This is a genomic window from Segatella copri (assembly GCF_002224675.1).
Lineage (GTDB): Bacteria > Bacteroidota > Bacteroidia > Bacteroidales > Bacteroidaceae > Prevotella > Prevotella copri_U.
In genome coordinates this window covers 20,682-43,921 of the sequence record NZ_NMPZ01000009.1, presented here as the reverse complement: position 1 = coordinate 43,921, position 23,240 = coordinate 20,682, and the positions used below count along the sequence as shown (strand labels likewise).

Genomic DNA, 23,240 nt, shown 5'->3' with positions numbered 1-23,240 from the left:
GTGAAACATAAAATTTAGCAATCGAAAACATAAAATTTTTCAATCGAAAACAATAAAAAACTGAATGGCTTATGGCATCAATAGTTTCTATTATTCCCATCGTGTTGCTGTTCATCCTGATGCTCGGCTTCAAGATGGCAGGTCATAAAAGCGCCTTGCTGACGCTCGTAATTACCGTTTTGCTCGCTCTCTTCGCTGCTTCGCCGCTAGGCATGATTGCCCCGGAACATGCGGAGGATAGCGTGATCGCCCTGACGGGATGGGCGGTGGTGGAAGGCATCCTGAAGGCGGTATTCCCGATTCTCATCATCATCCTGATGGCTATCTACAGCTATAATATCCTCGTGGAAAGCAAGCAGATTGAGGTAATCAAGAGGCAGTTTACATCGATTACCGATGATAAGGGACTGCTCGTGCTGCTCCTCGTATGGGGATTCGGCGGACTGCTCGAAGGTATGGCGGGCTTCGGAACAGCGGTGGCGATACCTGCTGCTATCCTCATCGGACTCGGCTTCAAGCCGATGTTCTCGGCTCTGGTTTCCTTGATCGGTAATACCGTGGCTACGGGATTTGGTGCTGTGGGCGTGCCGGTTACTACGCTCTGCAATGAGGTGGCGGAAAGCGGATCGGCTTCGGCGGCACAGATTTGCGAGACTTCGGCCTTTGCCATCATCCAGCTGGCACCTCTCTTTATCATCCTGCCTTTCATCATCCTGACGCTTACCGATAAGCATAATCTTATCAAGAATCTCATCATCGCCCTCTGGGTGGGAGTGATTTCCGTGGTAGTGCAGTTTGTATGCGGCTATTATCTCGGTTCGGAGACTCCGGCTATCATCGGTTCGCTGGCAGCCATTATTGCCATCATCGCATACGCCAAGGTGTTTGCCAGAAAGAGCAAGGTGCAGGATAAGGAAACCTTTACGCTTGCCGAGAGCCTGAAGGCATGGAGCGTTTACCTCTTTATATTGATATTCATCCTGGTTTCCGGCGCACTCTGTCCTCCGGTCAATGCTTTCCTCAAGAGTCATCTGGTGAGTGCGGTTCATCTGCCTGTGCTCGACAGCACTTTTAAGTTTGGCTGGATTTCCAATGCAGGATTGATGCTCTTCCTGGGTGCTACGATTGGTGGATTGGTTCAGGGATTGAGCCTCAAGAGATTGATGGTGATTCTTGCCCGTACCACGGTGAATCTGCGCAAGACGGTGGTGACCATCTGTTCGCTGATAGCCCTGGCAAGTGTGATGAACTATTCGGGAATGATTACTTCCATCGCCTCAGGTCTGGTGGCTGTGACGGGCGACTTCTATCCTTTGGTAGCGCCGATGATTGGTGCCATCGGAACCTTCGTTACGGGTTCTGATACCTCTTCGAATATTCTTTTTGCCAAGCTCCAGGCTCATGTTGCCAACCAGTTGGGCATGACGGGACAAAGCACATTCTTTGGTATGGAGGGCGGTCAGGAGAACTGGCTGGTTGCTGCCAATACCACGGGAGCCACGGGTGGCAAGATGATCAGTCCGCAGAGCATCGCCATCGCTACTGCAGCCTGCGATATGGAGGGAAAGGATGGAGAGATTCTCCGCTCGGCTATCCCATACGCCCTGCTGTATATCGTATTGGGCGGACTGATGGTTTACTTCGGTTGCTGATCTTCTTTTCTTATATAACAAAAACTGTCCTCATCTGTTATCTCAGATGGGGACAGTTTCAGTTTTATAAATCGACATTAAAGCTATCTAAGCATGTCTTTTCTCGTAAGCCAGACTGTGGTCGTGCTTGTCGATATCATGCTTCGACTTACTCTTTACCACGAGCCATACGCCAGAGAATACGAGGATGGCGGCGATGGCCTGCATACCCTTGAACACGGCGAGACCCACGATGACACTCACCGTGACTGATACCAGCGGCTGTACATAGTTATATACACTTACCACGGTAGGGCGCAGAGTTTTCTGACCTATCATCATGCAGATGTAGCCCAGATAAGTGCCGAATAGAACCACGTAGCCCGTTTCCCACCAGGTGCTCATCGGAACATGGGCAAAGTCGATGCTCATTACGTGACTGATGGTGAAAGGCCATATCAGGACCGTTGCCCAGAGGAACATCCACTTGTTGATGGTGAAGAGCGAATACTTGGACAGCAGGTTCTTGAAGAGCGACAGGTAGAGGGCGAAGGAAAGCTGAGCCGACATACAGAGCAGGTCGCCCCAGATGTTTCCCACCTTGGCATTGCCAGCCGTGGCACTTGTCATGATGATGATGACGGCACCAGCACATCCCATCAGTACACCGAGCGCCTTCTTCCAGGTGATAGGCTCCTTCAATATCAGGAAGGAGAGAACCATGGCGAAGATAGGCATCGAGGTGGTCATAATGCTGGAATTGCTAGGCGAGGTCATGTTCAGACCGATGGTGTAAGAACACTGGTTGAACACGAGGGCAAATAGTCCTGCTGCAGCAAATTTGAAGATATCTTTTACTGGAACATGCTCTTTCTTGGTGAAGAGCGAGGTGAGCCAGAAGAGAATGGCGCCACCCAATACGCGGAAGCTCACCAGGTCGATGCCGTCGATGCCGTGAAGCATGGCATCCTTGCCTACGGGAGCCATCAGTCCCCAGAATGCGCCGGAACAGAAGAGGCACAGGTGAGCGATAAGAGGTCGTTTGTTATCCATTTTTCCTTATTTCTATTTAAATCTTCTTTATTTTGAATAAAATCGAGTGCAAAGGTACAAAAATTCGAGGAAATTTGCTATATTTGCGGTATATTTTTTAGAAGTTAAAGAAGTTAAGAAGTTAAGACTATCGTCTTTTTCTGTTCTTGACGATTAAAGATAGGAGAATATCTTATGCAGAAATATGCTGATTATATCAAACAGATAGAGATAGAATCTCTCTGGAGCGGTACCAAACATATTCTTTGGAACCTCGACCGCCGTGTCAATATCCTGAGTGGTGTAAACGGCGTGGGCAAGAGTACTATATTGAATAAGGTGGTAAAGGGTCTGGCGGCTGGCGGTGAATTCCCTAGTCACATGATCAAGGGCGTGCATCTGAAGGTGGAGCCGGAGGAGGCAAAGTGGATTAGATATGATGTAATCCGATCGGTGGATAGACCATTGATGAATGCCGAGATGATCAATAAGATAGACCTTACCCTGGTTACCGAACTCGACTGGCAGCTCTTCCAGCTGCAGCGCAAGTATCTGGATTATCAGGTAAACATCGGCAACCGCATCATCGCTGTGCTTCAGAGTGGCGAACCGGATGCCGCCTTCAAGGCTCAGCAGCTGAGCGAACCGAAGAAGATGTTCCAGGATATCGTAGATGGTCTTTTCAAGGATACCGGCAAGACCATCATCCGTACTGCCAACGAAATCCGCTTCAACCAGATAGGTGAGCAGCTCTCGCCTTATCAGCTCTCGGCTGGTGAGAAGCAGATTCTCGCCATCCTCCTTACCGTGCTGGTGGAGGACAACCAATCTTATGTCCTCTTTATGGATGAGCCTGAAATCAGCCTTCACTTCGAATGGCAGAAGCAGCTCATCGGTCTGGTGCTGAAACTCAATCCGAACATTCAGATCATCATGACCACCCACAGTCCTGCCGTGGTGATGGACGGATGGACCGATAGGGTGACGGATGTGAGCGACATCACGATATAAGTGAAAAAGAAGTATTATGGCTAAACGTTTAACCGATAATATCAACTCCCTCTACTTCGAGGCCGCCAACAAGATGACTTCGAAGAAGGCTCGACGCAAGATAGTGGCTTACGTCGAGAGCTACGATGATGTCTTCTTCTGGCGGTCGGTGCTGGGAAAGTATGAGGATGAGACACGCTATTTCGAAATCCTGCTTCCTACCCGTAACAACCATCTCGACCGCGGCAAGAAGGCAGCTATCGGAAATATGCTCAAGGGGGTGGGCAAGGATATGATAGCCTGTGTGGATGCTGACTACGATTTTCTGCGGCAGGGTACTACCGAGGCTTCGCAGCTGATGCTGGAGAATCCTTATATCTTCCATACCTACGCTTATGCCATTGAGAATTTCCAGTGTTATTCCAAGGGTTTGCATGAAACCTGCGTGATGGTGACGCTGAACGATACCCATATCTTCGATTTCGAAAGATTCATGGAGGCGTATTCCCGTACGATATGGCCGCTCTTCGTGTGGCATCTTCTCTTCTATATCCGTCATCGCAAGATGTCGATGCATTTTGATATGGCAGAGTTCGACAAGGTCATCGTATTGCCATCTGTCAGAATCCAGGACCCTCAGCAGGCTATCAATTATCTTGCCAAGAAGGTGAGGGCGAAGCTTTTCCAGCTGGAGCGCCGCTTCAAGACGTTCAAGGATGAGTTGCCGGATATGATCCAGTATCTGAATAATCTGGGGGTAAACGAGCATAACACCTATTTATATATACAGGGTCATCATCTTTTCGATCTGGTGGTTTGCCCTTTGGTGCAGACGGTCTGCGATACCCTGCGCAATGTCAGGGAGAATGAAATCCGTGATAGGGCGGTTCATTCCGAGCAGGCACGCACCGAGATGGCATGCTATGAGAACAGTCTGGGCAAGGTGAAAATGATGATGAAGAAGAACACCTTCTACCAGTTCTCTCCGGAATTCCAGAAAATTCAGGCGGATGTGGCGAAGTATCTGGAACAATCATCCTGAAATGAAATTGCAGAAATAAACTCTTTATATCGAAATAAAAAATGCGAGCCGGAAATGGCCCGCATTTTTTATTTTGATATCTTATTCTTATACGTATGTCTCCAGGAACTTCAAGGTTCCTTCTACCTTCAATGTCTGGGTGCTGGCAGGAACTACGATGCTCTCGCCGCCCTGGAGCGTAATCTCGTTACCCTCGTTGTCGGTAATCTTAGCCTCACCCTTCAAGCCAATCAGAATCACGAAGCTGTCCAACTCTGAATAATCCAGCGTCATTGGCTCATCGAGATCATAAACGGCCGTGGTGAAGAAAGGACATTGTACCATGCTAACACCCTGGTTCTTGGCAGGAGTGTAGTTCTGGCGATAGTCAGGCAATACGGTGTAGTCGATGCACTCGGCAGCCTCTTTGGTGTGGAGCTGGCGATAGTTGCCATCCTTGTCCTTGCGCTTGAAATCGTAGATGCGATAGGTAACATCGCTGGTCTGCTGAATCTCGGCAACGAAACAGCCTGTTCCGATGGCGTGGATTCTGCCGGCTGGGATAAAGAAGCAGTCGTCCTCCTTCACGTTATACTGAGCCAGGGCATCGGTGATGGTATCATTCTCCACCATCTCCTTGTACTGCTCAGGAGTAATCTGCATCTTCAAGCCATTGTAAAGCTTGGCATCCGGCTCGCTTGGCAGCGCATACCACATCTCGGTCTTGCCGCGCTCCTTACCCTGCTTCTTGGCAATCTCGTCATTAGGATGTACCTGGATAGAAAGGTCGGTATTGGCATCGATAAACTTGATGAGCAGTGGAAACTCGTTTCCAAAACGCTTATAGTTATCTGCACCGAGGAAATTCTCCTTCAATTCAGCAACAACCTCATTGAGCTTCTTGCCCTTCATCTCGCCGTCGGCTACGATGCTCTCATTGCCTGGAACACCAGAGATTTCCCAACTCTCGCCAACTTTCTCCTGCTTGATGTCAAGATGCTTGAAGGCGATGATCTTGTTTCCACCCCAGATGGTGGACTTCAATAGCGGTTCAAATTTTAATGGTTTCATAATTTTATTGAATTAGTTGATAAAATGTTTATTGTCTAGGATTTCCAGTACCTGCCTCCTGCGGAAACTAGTTCTCTCTCCAGAAGGCAGGTGTGAAGATTACCAGTACGCTGAATATCTCCAGACGTCCGATGAGCATCATCAGCGAGCAGAACCATTTTGCCACATCCGGCAGTTCGCTCCACGACATCGTCGGACCAATCTCCATACCCAGCGTAGGACCTACGTTGCCCACACAGCTCAGGGTGATGGTGATGGCATTGGTGTTGTCGATGCCCATGGCTATCATCGTGAAGGAGATGACCAGGCAGATGATGAGATACGTGGTGAGGAAGGCGAGTAGCGTAACCCGCTTCTGCATCGGCACGTTCACACCGTCAATCTTCAGAGGCAGTACCGCATTAGGATGCAGAATCTGGCGGAATTCATTCTTCACCATTCTTACCAGCATCACGGCGCGGATACATTTCAAACCTCCACTCGTACTGCCCGAGCAGGCTCCGAAGAACATGCAGGCTGCCAATATCACCCAGGTGACATGAGGCCAGAGGGCTGCATCATCATTAAACAAGCCTGTGGTGGTGATGAATGAAACCACCTGGAAGACGGCGCTGCGGAAGGCATGCTCCATATCGTAGTTGCGCATCGCTATCAGCTCTACCATGATGAAAGCCGTAAAGGCGGTGACGAGGAACATATAGAACTTGAACTCCGAGTTCTTGAACAGATCCTTGATCTTAAACTTGATGACTGCTGCATAGAGCAGGGTGAAGTTCACTCCCGAGAGGAAGCAGAAGAATGCACAGATGTATTCCAGCGCCGGCGAATGGAAGAACTCGGTACTGCTGTTGTGGGTGGAGAAACCACCCGTAGCCGTAGTGGTCATCGCATAGTTGAAACTGTCGAAGAGATTCATTCCTGCCACATAGTAGGATACGATGCAGGCGATGGTGAGCATCAGATAGATACTCCAGATCCATTTTGCCGAAGTGGAGAGTCGGGGATGCAGCTTGGTCTTGATAGGACCCGTAGCCTCGGCGGCAAACACCTTGGTCTGTCCTCCTACAAGTGATGGCAGCAGGGCGATGGTGAAGAATACGATTCCCAAACCGCCTATCCACTGGGTGAGCGATCGCCAGAACAGCAATCCGTGCGGGAAGCATTCCACATCATCCAGAATGGTGGCTCCCGTGGTGGTGAATCCCGACATCGTCTCGAAGTAGGCATCCGTAAAGTTATTGATGTAACCGCTGACCATGAAGGGCAGGGTGCCGAAGAGACTGAAGATGATCCATGAGAGCGATACCACGAGGTAGGCGTCACGGCGCGACATCGAATTGTCTGCTCCGTGTCCTTTCCATTTCAGGATGAGTCCGCCGCCGATGGTGGTCAGTGTGGCTACCACGAAAGCGAAGATGTCGTCCTGCTGGTAATAGTATGCCACCAGCAGACTGACGAAGAGCAGGAATGCCTCGATGAAAAGCAACTGTCCCAGTATCTTGTATATCAACTTACTGTTTATCATTCCCTCTTGTCTTTATACCTTATTATATATATCATATCTGTCTTTATACCTTATTATATATATAGAATATACCTTTATATAGAGACTAAATGAAATATTTCTCAATTTTCTTCATATTGATGTTGTGGCAGAATACCATTACCGAGTCGCCCGGTTCTATCTGGGTGTTACCCGAAACCAGCATTCCTTCGCCGTTTCTCACCAGACCACCGATGGTAACACCGATAGGCATACCCAGGTCTTTCACCGGTTTTTGGGTAACCTTGGAATCTTCCTTGGCGATGAATTCAGCCACATCGGCGTTGGCACTCATCAGGAATCTGACGTTCATCACGTCGGCATCGAGCATCATCTGGTAGATGTAGCTGGCAGCAATCATCTTCTTGTTGATGATGGTACCGATATCCAGACTTTCTGCCATGCTCACGTAATCCACGTTTTCTACGGCAGCCACGGTCTTGCGCACACCCATTCTCTTGGCGGTGAGGCAGGCGAGGATATTGGTTTCCGCATTTCCCGTCAGCGCCACGAAAGCCTGGGTGCTTCTGATTCCTTCCTCTGTGAGGAGAGGAATGTCGCGGCCATCGCCGTGGATGATAAGGATATGATTGTCGTCGAGGATATCGTTGAGATATTCGCAGCGATTCTCATCCTTCTCGATAATCTTGCACTCCATGTATTCCGGCATCTTCTTCACGGCTCTTACGGCAGTGCGTCCGCCACCCATCACCATCACGTTCTTCACATCCACATAATGCTCCTTTCCCACAATCTTGCGGATGTAGGGAATGTAGTTGCGGGTGGTCATGAAGTAGGCGAGGTCGTAGAGCTTCAGCTCATCGTTACCACCCGGGATGATGGTATCGCTGCCTCGCTTGATGGCTACCACGTGGTAAGGATCGTTGGGACCACTGATGTTCTTGAGCGGCTCGTTGAGGATTTCGCATCCCTCACGCAGCTTGATGCCGAGCATCACGAGGGCGCCGTCGTGCACATCCCAGCGCTGGCGCACCCAACTCATCTTGAGTCCGTTGTTGATATCTACGGCAGCGAGCATCTCCGGATAGATGAGCTTGCTGATACCGAGTTCCTTGAAAAATTCCTGTGCCTGCGGTTCCATGTATTCCGGATTATCCACACGTGCCACGGTGCGCTTGGCACCGAGATTCTTGGCAAGGATGCTGGAGGTGATGTTGGTACTCTCCACCGGGGTGACCGCGATGAAGAGATCCGTATCCTGAACACCGGCATCCCTCAGGGTCTGCAGACTGGTAGGCTTTCCTATCATGGTGAGCAGATCGCAGTCGGAGCCGATGCTTGCCAGGCGCTCTTCGCTTTCATCGATGAGTGTAATCTCCTCCTTGCTGCGCGATAGGAGTCGCGCCAGGTGGGTACCGATGGCATAGGCGCCAGCTATGATGATTTTCATATTGATGAATATTTAAATTTCGATGCTCTATTTTCCGATAATGGCGTTCTTGATGCTCTCGTGGTCGAGATGTACAATCTCGCGCAGCTGTTCTACGGTGCCATGCTCCACAAATTCGTCTGGCAATCCCAGGCGGGTTATCTGTGGCTGATAGCCGTGGTCGCTCATCCATTCGAGTACGGCAGATCCCATTCCGCCCATTCTTGCGCCATCTTCTATGGTCACGATGCGCTTGAACTTCTTGCCCACCTCGGTGAGGATGTTTTCATCCAGCGGCTTCACGAATCGCATATCGTAGTGCGCAACGCTCATCTTCGTTTCCTTCTCTACCTCTTCGATTGCCTGGATGGCATCGTTTCCGATAGGACCGATGGTGAGCACGGCTACATCTTCTCCGTCTTTCAGCTTTCTGCCGGTACCGGTCTTGATTTCCTCCATCTTGTTGCGCCAATCTACAAGCACACCGCAGCCACGAGGATAACGGATCACGTAGCTTCCGTGGTCTGGCAGCTGGGCTGAATACATCAGGTTGCGCAGTTCGTGCTCATCCATCGGCGAAGCGATGGTGAGATGCGGGATAGGGCGCAGGGCTGCCAGGTCGAAGGCACCATGATGGGTAGGACCATCTTCTCCTACCAGTCCGGCACGGTCGAGGCAGAGCACTACAGGCAGGTTGAGGAGTGCCATATCGTGAATGATATTGTCGTAGGCACGCTGTGCAAACGAACTGTAGATGTTGCAGAAAGGAATCAGACCATCCTTTGCCATACCACCCGAGAAGGTGACTGCATGTCCCTCGGCGATACCTACGTCGAAGGTGCGGTTTGGCATCGCCTTCATCATGATGTTCATAGAGCATCCGGTAGGCATGGCTGGTGTCACGCCTACGATCTTAGGGTTCTGTTCGGCAAGTTCCAGCAGGGTCTTTCCGAAGACATCCTGAAACTTAGGAGGCTTGTTGCTGTTGTCGGCAATGATTCTCTCGCCGGTTTCCGGGTCAAACTTACCTGGTGCATGCCAGATGGTAGCACACTTCTCGGCTGGTTCGTATCCCTTGCCCTTGGTGGTATGCAGGTGGAGCAGCTTAGGGCCTTTCATGCTTCTGAGCTGCTTCAGGATTCTTACCACTTCCTTTACATCATGACCGTCGAATGGTCCGAAGTATCGGATGTTCATTCCCTCGAAGATATTCTGCTGATGGCTTAATACCGACTTGAAGGCATTGTTCAGCCGGATGATGCCGTTCTTGCGGTTATTATTGAGAATACCCTTGGAGTGGAGCCACTGCGAAGCCTTGAAGCGAATCTTGTTGTAGGTCTCGTTGGTGTCAAGCTGGAGGAGATACTTCTCCATGCCACCCACGGCACGGTCGATGCTCATATCATTATCGTTGAGGATGATGAGCATATCGTTTGGAGTACTTGATACATTGTTGAGTCCTTCGAAAGCTAAACCACCGCTCATCGCACCATCGCCGATAACGGCTACTATGTGGCGGTCTTTGTTGCCTGTTTCGCGTGCTGCCACCGCCATACCCAGAGCTGCCGAGATAGAGTTGCTGGCATGTCCGCAGGTGAAGGTGTCGTATTCACTTTCAAGCGGTGTTGGGAATGGACGGATGCCATGGAGCTTTCTGTTGGTGCAGAATGCCTCACGTCTTCCTGTCAGAATCTTATGTCCGTATGCCTGATGGCCTACATCCCAGACGATGCGGTCTTCAGGAGTATTGTACACGTAGTGTAAAGCTACGGTGATTTCCACAACACCCAAAGAGGAAGCAAAATGACCTGGATTTACAGCCACTTCGTCGATGATGTCTTCTCTCAATTCTTTGCATACCTCTGGCAACTGATTAATGCTCAGTTTGCGCAAATCATTAGGATATTTGATGTTGCTTAACAGACTAAACTTACTTTTGTCCATAATTTAATAATTTTATAAGTGCAAAGGTAATGCTTTTTTTCATAAAATAACATTTTTATGGGGAGAATTTCGCTTTTTTCGATAATTCTTTGTATTTTTGCAAAAAATTAGGAAGGAATCAGTAAAAGGAGAGGAACCTTTCGTTCTATCCGGTTGCGCTTTTCCAGTAAATTAAGTAACTAAACATAAAGATTAAATAAATGAAAAAGAACCTGTTCTTTGTGGGAGCCTTGATGATGGCTTCCCTCTCGATGATGGCGCAGACCAAGAATGGCGGCATCAATCAGACTATGCTCCAGCAGATGGAGAAAAGCCAGACTGGCGGTGTGACCAACAAGGCTTTGTTTAACGCTATCGCTGGCAACAACATCGATGATCTCGTGAAGAATCATGCGAATGAGGCTCCGGTAGATACTCATTTCAGTATCGAGACTCCTTCTCAGAGCATCCATAACCAGAAGAGTTCCGGTCGCTGCTGGATGTTCAGCGGCTTCAATGTACTCCGTTCCAACTTTGCTGTCAACGACAAGCAGGGTAGAGTAGTAGAGTTCTCTCAGGATTATCTCTTCTTCTACGATCAGCTGGAGAAGGCTAACCTGATGCTCCAGGGTGTCATCGACCTCGGCAAGAAGAGCCTGGAGGATCCTCAGGTGCAGTTCTTCTTCAAGAATCCGCTCAATGACGGTGGTACTTTCTGCGGTGTTGCTGACCTGGCTAGCAAGTACGGTCTCGTACCAATGAGCGCTCAGCCAGAGACTTATTCCAGCAACAATACTTCCAAGATGAGCCGTCTCATCAGCAGCAAGCTCCGTGAGTATGGTCTCGAGCTCCGCAAGATGGTAGCCCAGGGCAAGAAACCTGCTGCTATCCAGGCTCGTAAGACCGAGATGCTGGCCCAGGTTTATCACATGCTCAGCCTTACTCTGGGTGAGCCTGTGAAGGAGTTTACCTATGCATTCCGCGACAAGGATGGCAAGCAGGTAGGCGAGGCTAAGAAATATACTCCTAAGAGTTTCTATGAGGAGACTGTTGGCAAGGACCTCAACGGTACCTTCCTGATGGTGATGAACGACCCACGCCGTCCTTATCACAAGACATACGAGGTAGAGTACGACCGCCACACCTACGATGGTCATAACTGGAAGTACCTGAACCTGCCTATGGAGGAGATTGCGCAGCTCGCCATCGCTTCCCTGAAGGATGGTCATAAGATGTATTCCAGCTACGATGTGGGCAAGCAGCTCGACAGAAAGCGTGGCTATCTGGCACTCGACAACTTCGATTATGCCAGCCTCTTCAACACTTCATTCCCAATGAACAAGGCAGACCGCATCGCTACTTTCGAGAGCGGTTCTACCCATGCCATGACTCTGACTGCGGTAGATCTCGATGCTGCCGGCAAGCCTGTGAAGTGGAAGGTGGAGAACAGCTGGGGTGCTGACAATGGTTTTGGTGGATGCTTCATCATGACCAACGATTGGTTCAACGAGTACATGTTCCGCCTGGTAGTAAACAAGAAGTATGCTTCTGAGCAGCTTCTGAAGGAATTCGACCAGAAGCCAACCATGTTGACTCCTGATGATCCTTTGTTCCAGTTGGAGGATTAATACCTATCTTATTATGTTAGAGAAAAATAAGCGGGAGCGCATCATTGCGCTCGTCAACAAGGAAGTTGTGCCTGCCATCGGCTGTACCGAACCGATGGCTGTGGCTCTCTGTACAGCTAAGGCTGCTACCACTCTGGGTAAGCGTCCGGAGCGCATCGAGGTACGCTTGAGTCCTAATATGCTCAAGAATGCGATGGGTGTGGGTATTCCAGGAACCGGTATGATCGGTCTGCCTATCGCAGTTTCGCTCGGTGCCCTCATCGGAAAGCCTGAGTATGAACTCGAGGTTCTCAAGGATCTTACTCCTGATACCCTGGAGCTGGGCAAACAGTATATTCAGAATGCAGACATCAACATCAAGCTGAAGCAGGGCGATGTAGATAAACTCTATATCGAGGTAATCTGCTATGCCGGCAACGGCAGAGCTACAGCTATCATTGCCGGTTCTCATACCAACTTTGTGTATGTAGAGCGCAATGGTGAGGTGGTTTTCGACAAGCGTGATGGAGCTGCGGCTGATGTGGAGGATGACGATATCCAGTTGAATCTCCGCTTGGTTTACGAATTCGCAACCACCGCTCCGCTTGATGAGATTCGCTTCATCCTCAAGACCAAGGAATATAATATGAAGGCTGCCGAGGAATCTATCAAGGGCAACTATGGTCACTGTCTGGGTAAGACGATGGATCGTCCTTTGAGTCGTGGTATCTTCGGCAACAACATCTTCTCGCATATCCTCTCCCGCACCGCTTCTGCCTGTGATGCCCGAATGGGTGGAGCCATGATTCCGGTGATGAGTAACAGTGGCAGTGGTAACCAGGGTATCTGTGCCACCAATCCTGTGGTGGTTTATGCCTTGGAAAACGAGAATACAGAGGAGGAGCTGATTCGTGCCCTGATGCTCAGTCATTTAACGGCTATCTATATCAAGCAGAGCCTGGGTAAACTCTCAGCTCTCTGCGGTTGCGTGGTAGCCAGCACGGGTAGCAGTTGCGGTATCACCTATCTGATGGGTGGTGATTTTACCCGTATCTGCAACTCTGTCAAGAATATGGTGGCAAACCTTACCGGTATGATCTGCGACGGAGCTAAGCCAAGCTGTGCCCTGAAGATTTCATCGGGTGTGAGTACAGCCTTGCTTTCTGCTCTTCTTTCCATGGAGGGTAAGTGCGTAACTTCTGCCGAGGGTATCGTGGATGATGATGTGGATAAGTGTATCCACAACCTCACCTCTATCGGTGCCGATGCGATGAAGACCACCGATGATATGGTGCTTGATATCATGACGCATAAATAAATAGGTATCATGACGCATAAATAAATAGAAGTGTAGATTTTACATCATTTATAACTAGAAGATAAAAAAGGCTCGCAAGAATTACTCTTGTGAGCCTTTTTTTAGAATGTTTTCTTACTTTTTACTTAAAAAGTATTAAAATAATGAATTTTGTTTCATTAAAAACCGGTTCGTATTAAAAAATAGTATATCTTTGCAGCGTCAAACTTAAATAAATGAATTAAATAACATTGGCTAACTTAAATAAGTAAGCCGAATAACATCGGCTGAATTAAATGATTGGACCAAATAACATTTTTTAAACTATATCTTATGATTAGACAACTATTCACAGTAAGTACTATGATTATGGCTCTTGGTATGACTCCTACTCACGCATATGGGGGGGTGACTCGTATCCAGGAAACTAATCAGTCCAAGAACGGACAATGCACTGGTACCATTATTGACCCTACAGGTGAGCCAGTAATTGGTGCTACAGTTACAGTTAAGGGAAAGCAGGGTGGAACCATCACAGACTTGGATGGTAAGTTCGTGCTTTCTGATGTTCAGCATGGTGCAACCGTTTGTATCAGCTACATTGGCTTCGAGCCAGTGGAGATGGTATGGAAGGGTGGTGCCATCAATGTAACCATGCAGGAAGACAACAAGACTCTGAATGAGGTCGTTGTTGTCGGTTTCGGTACTCAGAAGAAGGTAAACCTCACTGGTGCCGTTTCTACCGTTGATTCCAAGACCCTCGGTGCTCGCCCAGTCAACTCTGTTGTTGACGCTCTTCAGGGTGCAGTAGCCGGTATGAACTTCTCTACACCAAGCAGTGGTGGTACTCTTAATTCAACCAAGAATTTTAATATCCGTGGTACAGGTACTATCGGTGCCGGTTCTTCTGTATCTCCACTCGTGCTCATCGACGGCATGGAGGGCGATATGAACGCACTCAACCCACAGGACATCGAGAACATTTCTGTATTGAAGGATGCTTCTGCTTCTTCCATCTACGGTTCACGTGCTGCCGGTGGCGTAATCCTTATTACTACCAAGAGTGGTAAGAAGGGTAAGACTTCTATTAACTACAACAACTCATTCCGTTTTGATTCTCCACTCAATATGCCGGAGATGATGGACTCTTATACATGGGCTAAGTACATGAACGATGCATCTGTAGGTAGCGGTGCAGGTGTCTGGTTTACAGATGAGAAGCTTGAGCAGATCAAGAAGGCTCAGAGCGATCCTACCATGCAGAAGATGTTCAAGAACAGCAACAACCGTTGGGAGGTTTGGGATAATACGCCACTCTTGCCTCTTGGTAATACTGACTGGCTCAAGGAGCAGTTTGGTACCAGCTTCTCTCAGGAGCATACCTTGAGTATCAATGGTGGTGATGATCGTTTGCAGTACTATGTATCAGGCAACTATCTCAACCGTGGTGGTCTCCTCCGTCATGGTGATGATAGCATGCAGCGCTATACCATGACTGGTAAGATCAACGCACAGATAACCAACTGGTTGCGCATGACCTATAATACCCGTTTCTCACGTCAGGACTTCGATTCTCCTGGTGATTTGATCAATGGTACAGATGTGTTCTTCCACAACATGTGCCGTTACTGGCCTATTATACCAACTACCGATCCTAATGGCAACTGGTTGCCAGAGTCTTACATCGGACGTCTTCAGAATGGTGGCCGTGCCAAGAATCAGGCAGACCGTCTCTCTCAGCAGCTTTCATTTGTTGCTACACCTGTAAAGGGTCTGACTCTGAATGCTGAGTTGAACTACCGTATTGTTACAGAGTTCAACCACCGTGACTGGCAGACCACATACGCTTACGACTGCGACAACAATCCTTATGTAGATACCAACGCAACATCAAGCGTGTATGAGTATTCATTCAAGTCGAACTATTTCAACCCTAACCTCTTTGCTGAGTACAGCCGTTCATTTGGCGAGCATAATATGAAGGTAATGGGTGGTTTCCAGAGTGAGTGGTTCCGCCAGCGCAATATGAAAGCACAGCAGAACGGTATCATGTCTGGTCTTCCTACTCTCGATACAACAACCACCAAGCCAAGTGTAGGTGGTGCTTATAACTCATGGACAACAGCCGGCTTCTTCGGCCGTATCAACTACGACTTCGCAGGCCGTTACCTCTTCGAGGCTAACCTCCGTTATGATGGATCATCACGTTTCCTCCGCGAGAACCGCTGGAACTTCTTCCCATCATTCTCTGCAGGTTGGAACATTGCCCGTGAGAAGTTCTGGGAGCCATTGACTGATTACGTAAACACATTGAAGCTCCGTGCTTCTTGGGGTCAGTTGGGTAACCAGAATACTGACAACTGGTATCCTTTCTATCCAACCATCGGCTTCTCTTCTCAGGGTGGCAACTGGTTGATCAATGGCGCTAAGCCAAATACCGCTTCACAGCCAGGTCTCGTATCTTCTACTCTTACATGGGAGAAGAGCCGTACATGGGAAATCGGTCTCGACTGGGGTGCTTTCAATAACCGCCTCACCGGATCGTTCGGCTACTATCAGCGCAAGACATTCGACATGGTAGGTCCTGCTCCTGAGTTGCCTGTTATCCTCGGTGCCAATCCTCCAAAGGTGAACAACCTTGATATGACATCTAAGGGATGGGATCTCCAGATTGGCTGGCGTGACGTAATCGGTGAGGTAAGCTATGGTGCATCTCTCGTATTGAGTGATAACCAGGTGGTCATCGACAAGTATCCTAACCCATCTAAGAAGCTCGGTTCATACTATGCTGGTGCTAAGCTCGGAGACATCTGGGGTTATACCACAATCGGTATCGCACAGAGCCAGGATGAGATGGACAAGCACCTCGCAAAGGTTGACCAGAGCGCACTCGGAAGTGGCTGGACTGCTGGTGACATCATGTATAAAGACCTCGATGGCGACGGCAAGATCAATGGTGGTGAGGGTACAGCCGACAAATCTGGCGACCGCCGCATCATCGGTAACTCTACTCCTCGCTATAACTTCGGTTTGAACCTCGATGCAGCTTGGAAGGGCTTTGATATCAAGGTGTTCTTCCAGGGAACCCTCAAGCGTGATTACGCAGCAGGTGGTGCCGTATTCTGGGGTGCTATCGGTACTGGTAAGTGGCAGGCTACCGGCTTCAAGTTCCACGAGGATTACTGGCGTGAGGACAACAAGGGTGCATACTACCCACGTGCAGACTGGGGTGGTGGTCGTAATACCCAGACTCAGACCCGCTATTTGCAGAATGCTGCTTATGGCCGTCTGAAGAACCTCACCATCGGTTACACCTTGCCAAAGTCTATCACAAGCAAAGCTTATATTGAGAATCTTCGCTTCTTCGTATCTGGAGAGAACCTCTTCACCATCACTAACTTCACAGAGGCTGGTGATCCAGAGCTGATTGGAGCAGGTTATGGCGGTGAGATTGGTAAGACATATCCATTGTCAAAGACATTCTCATTCGGTCTTAGTGTAACATTCTAACTTATCATTTAGATTATAGAAAGGAAACAATTTATGAAAATTAAATATATTTCAATGCTCTTATTGGGCGCGACGCTCGGTCTGACAAGTTGCAATGACTATCTTGACAAGGAGCCTGAAAGCAACGTGACACCTGCGTCTTTCTTTACTAGCGCCGACGACCTGGCTGCCTACACCGTGAATCTCTATGGTGTATTGACAAGTATTGGTCCTGGTAGCTATGGTATGAGTACCTTTGCTTATGATAACGATACCGATAACCAGGCGGGAACCGGTTATTCTAGCCGTTGGGTTCCTGGAAACTGGAAAGTAGGTCAGAGTGGTGGTGCTTGGGATTTCGGTAATATCCGCTCGGTGAACTATTTCCTGGATCAGGTACTGCCAAAATTCGAGGCTAAGCAGATTAGTGGTGCTGAGGCTCAGGTACGCCACTACATTGGTGAGGCATACTTCCTCCGTGCTTACCTTTATTTGGACAAGTTGCAGTCTTTGGGTGATTTCCCTATCGTGCTCAATGCGCTTCCTGATGACAAGGAAACTCTCGTTGCGTCTTCCAAGCGCCAGCCACGTTATAAGGTAGCTCAGCAGATTCTCGACGACCTTGACAAGGCACTCGGTCTTCTGCAGGAATCAGCTCCTGGTGGCAAGAACCGCATCTCTCGCGATGCAGCCCTTCTGCTCCGTTCACGTGCAGCCCTCTTCGAGGCTACATGGGAGAAGTATCACAAGGGTACTGCGTTTGTGCCAGGTGGTCCAGGTTGGCCAGGCAAGGCTGAGGATATCAAGGGCTTTGACATCGATTCTTCCATCAATCACTTCCTCGATGAGGCTATGAAGTCTTCTAAGGAATTGGGTGATAAGCTCGTTGGCAACCTTGTAGAGAATACGGATGCTCCAGAGGGACAGGATGCAAGTTTGAAAAGTCTCAATCCTTACTTCACCATGTTCTGTGATAAGGATATGAGCGGCTATAGCGAGGTTTTAATGTACCGTGCTTTCGATAAGGCAAAGGCTAACGTTACCCACAACGTGCAGATGCAGTTGCAGCGCAACGGCGGTGGTACTGGTTGGACACGTGGTCTCGTCAACTCATTCCTCATGCGCAATGGTTTGCCTATCTACGCTGCCGGCTCAGGCTACGACCCAACTTGGGAAAAACAGGGTGTGAAGGCTACCTTGCAGAATCGCGATTCTCGCATCCAGCTCTTCACCAAGATGGATGGATCTATCGAGAACTACACCAGTGAGGGTGCTGTTCCAACCGACCTCTCATGGACAGTAAAGGGCAACAACGAGACTCGTATGGTGACAGGTTTCGCAGTAAAGAAGGGTAAAAACTATGATTCCCAGCAGGGACTCAATCACGACTACGGCGAAAGTGGTAGCATCGTATTCCGTGGCACAGAGGCTCTCCTCAACTACATGGAGGCTTCCTGGTTGAAGAACCATACTATCGACGCTACAGCCGATAAGTACTGGCGTGCTCTCCGCATCCGTGCCAAGGTAGATCCTGATTACAACAAGACTATCGCAGCTACCAACATGCAGGAGGAGGCTAAGTGGGACTTCGGTGCTTACTCTCACGGTCAGTTGGTTGATGCTACTACTTACAACATCCGTCGTGAGCGTCGTGATGAGTTCATTGGTGAGGCTTCCCGCTGGGAGGACTTGATCCGCTGGCGTGCTTGCGACCAGGTAAACGGTTACCAGATTGAAGGTATGAAGTACTGGGGTACTGTTTACGAGGGCAAATGGCTCGATGGTACAACCAACCTCGCTATCGTAGATGTTGAAGGAGGTAAGGGTAATATGAGTGATAAGACCATTAGTGGCGACTATATCCGTCCATACCAGATTTCTAAGATTAACAACCAGGTATTTGATGGTTATCACTTTACTCCTGCTCACTATCTGTCTCCTATCGCACAGAGCGTATTCCGTCAGACAGCAGCGGGTGACCAGACCGATCTTACCACATCTGTAGTTTACCAGAACCCAGGTTGGCCATTGGTTGCCGGACAGGGTGCAACTGCAGTAGAGTAAAGCGTGTGAACATATTCATTCAGCTTATGTCTTGAAATAAAGAGATTAAGGCATAAGATACTAAAAAGGCTCGCAAGAAGTTTCGATTTCTTGCGAGCCTTTTAAGATTAAGAAATATTAAAAAACTGGCTTTTCCTTGGAGATAATCGCGGATATGTGTATATTTGCACCATCCGATAATCGCGGATAGGTGTGTATTTGTGCTATCCGATAATCGCGGATAGGTGTAAGAAACGGAAAATATTAATCACGGATAGGTGTATTTATCCGATATAATTAATCTAGGATAGGTGTAAATTATGAGAAGAAAAGTATATGATCAACTCAAGAAATGGAAGGAAGAACAGAACGGAGAAAGTGCTGTTCTCATCAATGGTGCCCGCCGAGTAGGAAAGAGCTATATCGTAAAGGAATTCGCTCAAGAAGAATACAAGAGTTATATTTTGCTTGACTTCAATAAGATAGGAAAGAACATAAAATCCTTGTTCGAAACCTATCTAGATGACTTGGATACATTCTTTATGTATTTGAGCAGTTTCACCAATACACCTCTATATCCAAGAGAATCGGTTATTATCTTTGATGAAGTGCAATTGTATCCTCGGGTTCGTACTGCTATTAAGTATCTGGTTGAAGATGGACGCTACGATTATATCGAGACTGGTTCGCTTGTTTCTATCAAAAAGAACGTTGAGGATATTATGATTCCTTCTGAGGAGGAAGAAATATTGATGTATCCTATGGATTTCGAGGAGTTCTTGTGGGCATTGAACAATGAAACCCTGATGCCGCTTATACGAATGAACTTTCAGAAAAAGCATGAGATGGGACAGATGATGCATCGTATGGCAATGGACTATTTCAGACAGTATCTTATTGTTGGAGGAATGCCACAGGCTGTAGCTAAATTTGTAGAAACTCGAGATTTCAATAAGGTGGATCGTGTGAAGCGACAAATTCTTACCTTATATCGTAATGATATTCAAAAGTATGCTTCAACTTATGTATTTAAAGTTACCCAGATTTTTGATACAATTCCTTCTCAACTTCAAAAACATGAGAAGAAATTTATGTTGAAAGCACTTACAGAAGGGGCGAGAATGCGGGATTATGAAACGGCTTTCTTTTGGCTGGCAGATGCCATGATAGTCAATATGGCCTATAATACGACAGAGCCAAGCATCGGTCTTGGAATGAATACCGATGATACGACATTGAAATGCTATATGGCTGATACGGGTTTGCTCATCAGTCATGCTTTCAATGAAAATACGATAGTATCTGAAAACTTATATAACAAGCTTCTGGTAGATAAACTGGAGTTCAATGGCGGAATGATAGTTGAGAATATTGTTGCTCAGATGTTACGTTCGGCAGGGCATAAGCTGTATTTCTTTTCCAAATATAGTAAGGATGATGCCAAAGAAAGGATGGAACTGGATTTCCTGATAGCCAAAGATACAATAACGTCAAAGCATAATATTTCACCGATAGAAGTGAAGTCAACTAATAGATACACGCTCACTTCTCTTAAAAAGTGCATCGCTAAATATGATAGTTATCTGGCCACTCCGTATGTTTTGCATACGGCTGATTTGAAAGTAGAGGAGGGGATTACTTATTTGCCATTGTATATGACAGGGTTATTATAAGTGGTTTTAGTTGAATGGAAAAGGCTCGCAGGAAATCGAAATTTCTTGCGAGCCTTTATTATTTGCTTAACTTTGAATCTGAACCAGTTAAACTAATCATAAAGTTCAATGTTCAAACCTCAAAGTTCAAAGTCTTATACGAGTGTTGCAACGACTTCCTCACGAGTGCCTGGGAGCATGTCGATCACTGGAATCTCTGGCATGGTGTAGCAACCTGGCTGGAGACGGAATGAAGCGCGAGCCACGTTAACCAATACCTGAGCTGTGAGGGCAGGGTTGTTGATGCTCATGTTGAACTCGAAACGCTGGTTCTGAGTCTTGCCAGATACACCCTTGCGAACGAGGTTCACACCATGACCCATATCCTTTACATCATCTACAGATGCTACGGCGAATACGTGGGTCTCATCGTGAGCGAAGTATGGGTCAGCCTTGATCTCTGCGGTAACATCCTCAAGCTTGGCACCTTCCTCCAACTCTACATAAACCATACGGCGGTGGATACCCTCGCCTAATGGGATTGTAACAGAGAGCGCTTCCTTGACGCCCTTCTTGCTACGAACGCAAACTGAGTGACCCATGCTCATACCAGGACCGAAGTTGGTATAGGTCAATCCCTTTGGAGCCAGACTTTCCATCAATACACGTACGATAGAGTCTGAACCTGGATCCCAACCGGCAGAGATAACGCTCACCTTGCCAGCCTTCTTGCAGTTCTCCATCTGCTTGGTGCGATAGTCAAGGATGCTGGTGTGGATATCGAAGCTATCTACGGTGTTGATGCCGAGTGCAACGATCTTCTCTGCATACTCAGGGCAAGAACGGGTAGGAGTAGCGAGGATAGCAACATCTACATCCTTCAACTTGGTGATGTCATCTACTACCTCATAGTTAGCCAACTCAGCTGGTTTGTCCTTAGCACCCTGGCGACGAACGATACCTGCGATCTCGAAATCAGGAGCTGCTTCGAGAGCTTCTACTGTAAACTTACCGATGTTGCCGTAACCTACTACGGCTGCTCTAAACTTTTTCATTTGATGTATTTATTTCTTTTATATTGTTGTTTATTTTGGATAATTCCTTCTAGATATCTATTTCCGGTTGCAAAAGTATAGCTTTTTCTTGAAATACGTGACGTTTTAATAGATTTTTAACTCATAAAACTTGCAAAAGGTAATAAAATCATAGTTTCTAGGTAGAATGAAGGGGGAATTGTAAGGGTTCTGGAAGAGATTCCTTACAGTTTCGTGATTTCAAGGATTTAAGAGATAGCCTTGCTTCTTTAAAGCTTTTGCCCTTACAGGGCGTCGGGGGTGCGTTCATAATTACCCAGGGCGATGCCCTGGGCTAAGAGCTTCTGCCCTTTCAGGGCGTATTGGGTAATTTCAACCGTACAGGTCGAATTAGTTTCTACCCTTAAGGGAAATTGTTTCTACCCTTAAGGGAAATTGTTTCTACCCTTAAGGGAAATTGTTTCTACCCTTAAGGGAAAATAATTATTCCCTTAAAGGAATTACTTTCTACCTTTAAAGGAATTACTTTCTACCCTTAAAGGAATTACTTTCTACCTTTAAAGGAAATTGTTCCTGTACCTAATAGAATTCTCCGTTCATAAGTTTTGAATGTCGGTTCAAAAGTTTTGAATGTGCGTTCAAAAGCTTTGAATGTACGTTCAAAACTTATGAATGGAACTTTCTTCTAGTCTTAAAAACAATTTCCATAGGGGATAAAGGCTTTTTCTTATAGGGGTGTCAGCAATATAATCCAATGCCGGATACAATAAATCCCTATTCCGTGCGTTCATATTATTATAATTAATTTATGAAAGAGGTATAACCAAGTGTTTAAATAGTAAGGAGAAAATTAAAATGATAGAATATATTCATGGCGATCTGACCGAACTGACTCCGGCAATGGCAGTAGTAGAGACTGCAGGGGTGGGGTACGGACTCAATATTTCGCTCAATACCTATACTGCCATTCAGGGCAAGCAGGAAGTAAAACTCTACGTGCATGAGGTCTTGGTGGCAGGTGGAAGAGATGACTCTTTCACCCTTTTCGGTTTCGCCTCCAAGCAGGAGCGCGAACTTTATCGCCAGCTCATTACCGTATCGGGTGTGGGAGGCAATACGGCGAGAATGATTCTCTCGTCGATGTCGCCAAGCGAACTCTGCAATGTGATTTCTACTGGCAACGACAAGATGCTGAAGACCGTGAAGGGTATCGGATTGAAGACCGCCCAGCGCATCATCATCGACCTGAAGGATAAGATTGTGAGTCTGGGCATCGCCGATGAGCTGCCGGCTAATGGCGGTAATGTGGTGATGGTGAACAATGATATCAAGGATGAGGCTGTCAGTGCCCTCACCATGCTCGGTTTCTCGCCGGCACCTTCTGCCAAGGTAGTAGTGGATATCCTGAAGGCGCAGCCAGACCTGCCGGTGGAGCAGGTTGTAAAGCTTGCCTTGAAGCAAATTAAGTAACTTCTGGCTGAAGCAAATTAAATCACTTTTGGCAGAAGTAAATTATA

At 47.7% G+C, this 23,240-nt stretch carries 15 protein-coding genes; 9 read left to right on the top strand and 6 right to left on the bottom strand.

The window, feature by feature from the left end; genetic code table 11:
* Positions 1 to 71 precede the first annotated feature (71 nt).
* Positions 72 to 1,652, top strand: a complete 1,581-nt coding sequence (locus CFT61_RS07085) for an L-lactate permease (RefSeq protein WP_089543769.1) — start codon at positions 72 to 74, stop codon at positions 1,650 to 1,652.
* Between the two features lie 87 nt (positions 1,653 to 1,739).
* Here the strand turns inward: CFT61_RS07085 and CFT61_RS07080 are convergent, their stop codons facing one another.
* Positions 1,740 to 2,684, bottom strand: coding sequence for a DMT family transporter (locus CFT61_RS07080; protein ID WP_089543768.1), 945 nt, complete (start codon positions 2,682 to 2,684; stop codon positions 1,740 to 1,742).
* A gap of 174 nt (positions 2,685 to 2,858) precedes the next feature.
* Between CFT61_RS07080 and CFT61_RS07075 the strand changes: the two genes are divergently transcribed.
* Both CFT61_RS07075 and CFT61_RS07070 read left to right on the top strand, forming a co-directional pair.
* Entirely contained in the window at positions 2,859 to 3,674 is an 816-nt protein-coding gene (locus CFT61_RS07075; protein ID WP_089543767.1) for an AAA family ATPase, read from the top strand.
* 16 nt (positions 3,675 to 3,690) lie between these two features.
* Positions 3,691 to 4,695: a DUF4435 domain-containing protein gene (locus CFT61_RS07070; protein WP_089543766.1), complete on the top strand. Its 1,005-nt coding sequence runs from the start codon at positions 3,691 to 3,693 to the stop codon at positions 4,693 to 4,695.
* Between the two features lie 87 nt (positions 4,696 to 4,782).
* Here CFT61_RS07070 and CFT61_RS07065 read toward each other — a convergent pair whose 3' ends face one another.
* The 4 genes from CFT61_RS07065 to dxs all read right to left on the bottom strand — a co-directional run bounded on the left by CFT61_RS07065 (position 4,783) and on the right by dxs (position 10,622).
* Complete coding sequence (locus CFT61_RS07065; RefSeq protein WP_089543765.1) at positions 4,783 to 5,745, bottom strand: type I phosphomannose isomerase catalytic subunit; 963 nt, start codon at positions 5,743 to 5,745, stop codon at positions 4,783 to 4,785.
* A gap of 67 nt (positions 5,746 to 5,812) precedes the next feature.
* Positions 5,813 to 7,270: a TrkH family potassium uptake protein gene (locus CFT61_RS07060; protein ID WP_089543764.1), complete on the bottom strand. Its 1,458-nt coding sequence runs from the start codon at positions 7,268 to 7,270 to the stop codon at positions 5,813 to 5,815.
* A gap of 85 nt (positions 7,271 to 7,355) precedes the next feature.
* The gene (gene trkA / locus CFT61_RS07055; protein WP_089543763.1) at positions 7,356 to 8,699 is read right to left on the bottom strand and encodes a Trk system potassium transporter TrkA; all 1,344 of its coding nucleotides are present in this window, start codon (positions 8,697 to 8,699) and stop codon (positions 7,356 to 7,358) included.
* 27 nt (positions 8,700 to 8,726) lie between these two features.
* Positions 8,727 to 10,622 (bottom strand): 1-deoxy-D-xylulose-5-phosphate synthase, encoded by a 1,896-nt coding sequence (gene dxs / locus CFT61_RS07050; protein ID WP_089543762.1) that lies wholly within the window; start codon positions 10,620 to 10,622, stop codon positions 8,727 to 8,729.
* A gap of 200 nt (positions 10,623 to 10,822) precedes the next feature.
* On the opposite strand from dxs, the gene CFT61_RS07045 reads away from it, so the two are divergent.
* From CFT61_RS07045 to CFT61_RS07025, 5 genes are all read left to right on the top strand, one after another.
* Positions 10,823 to 12,229, top strand: coding sequence for an aminopeptidase C (locus CFT61_RS07045; RefSeq protein ID WP_089543761.1), 1,407 nt, complete (start codon positions 10,823 to 10,825; stop codon positions 12,227 to 12,229).
* Between the two features lie 13 nt (positions 12,230 to 12,242).
* Positions 12,243 to 13,526 carry an L-cysteine desulfidase family protein gene (locus CFT61_RS07040; protein ID WP_089543760.1) on the top strand — a complete coding sequence of 428 codons (1,284 nt, stop codon included), beginning with the start codon at positions 12,243 to 12,245 and terminating at the stop codon, positions 13,524 to 13,526.
* 312 nt (positions 13,527 to 13,838) lie between these two features.
* Entirely contained in the window at positions 13,839 to 17,015 is a 3,177-nt protein-coding gene (locus CFT61_RS07035; RefSeq protein WP_089543759.1) for a SusC/RagA family TonB-linked outer membrane protein, read from the top strand.
* A gap of 33 nt (positions 17,016 to 17,048) precedes the next feature.
* A complete protein-coding gene (locus CFT61_RS07030) occupies positions 17,049 to 19,058 on the top strand; it encodes a RagB/SusD family nutrient uptake outer membrane protein (protein WP_089543758.1) in 2,010 nt (669 codons plus the stop codon).
* 299 nt (positions 19,059 to 19,357) lie between these two features.
* On the top strand, positions 19,358 to 20,710 hold the full coding sequence (locus CFT61_RS07025; protein ID WP_089543757.1) for an ATP-binding protein: 1,353 nt from the start codon (positions 19,358 to 19,360) through the stop codon (positions 20,708 to 20,710).
* Between the two features lie 134 nt (positions 20,711 to 20,844).
* On the opposite strand, the gene CFT61_RS07020 is transcribed toward CFT61_RS07025, so the two are convergent.
* Entirely contained in the window at positions 20,845 to 21,744 is a 900-nt protein-coding gene (locus CFT61_RS07020; RefSeq protein WP_089543756.1) for a diaminopimelate dehydrogenase, read from the bottom strand.
* Positions 21,745 to 22,578: 834 nt separating this feature from the next.
* Here CFT61_RS07020 and ruvA point away from each other — a divergent pair.
* The gene (gene ruvA / locus CFT61_RS07015) at positions 22,579 to 23,193 is read left to right on the top strand and encodes a Holliday junction branch migration protein RuvA (protein ID WP_089543755.1); all 615 of its coding nucleotides are present in this window, start codon (positions 22,579 to 22,581) and stop codon (positions 23,191 to 23,193) included.
* The last annotated feature ends 47 nt before the right edge of the window (positions 23,194 to 23,240 follow it).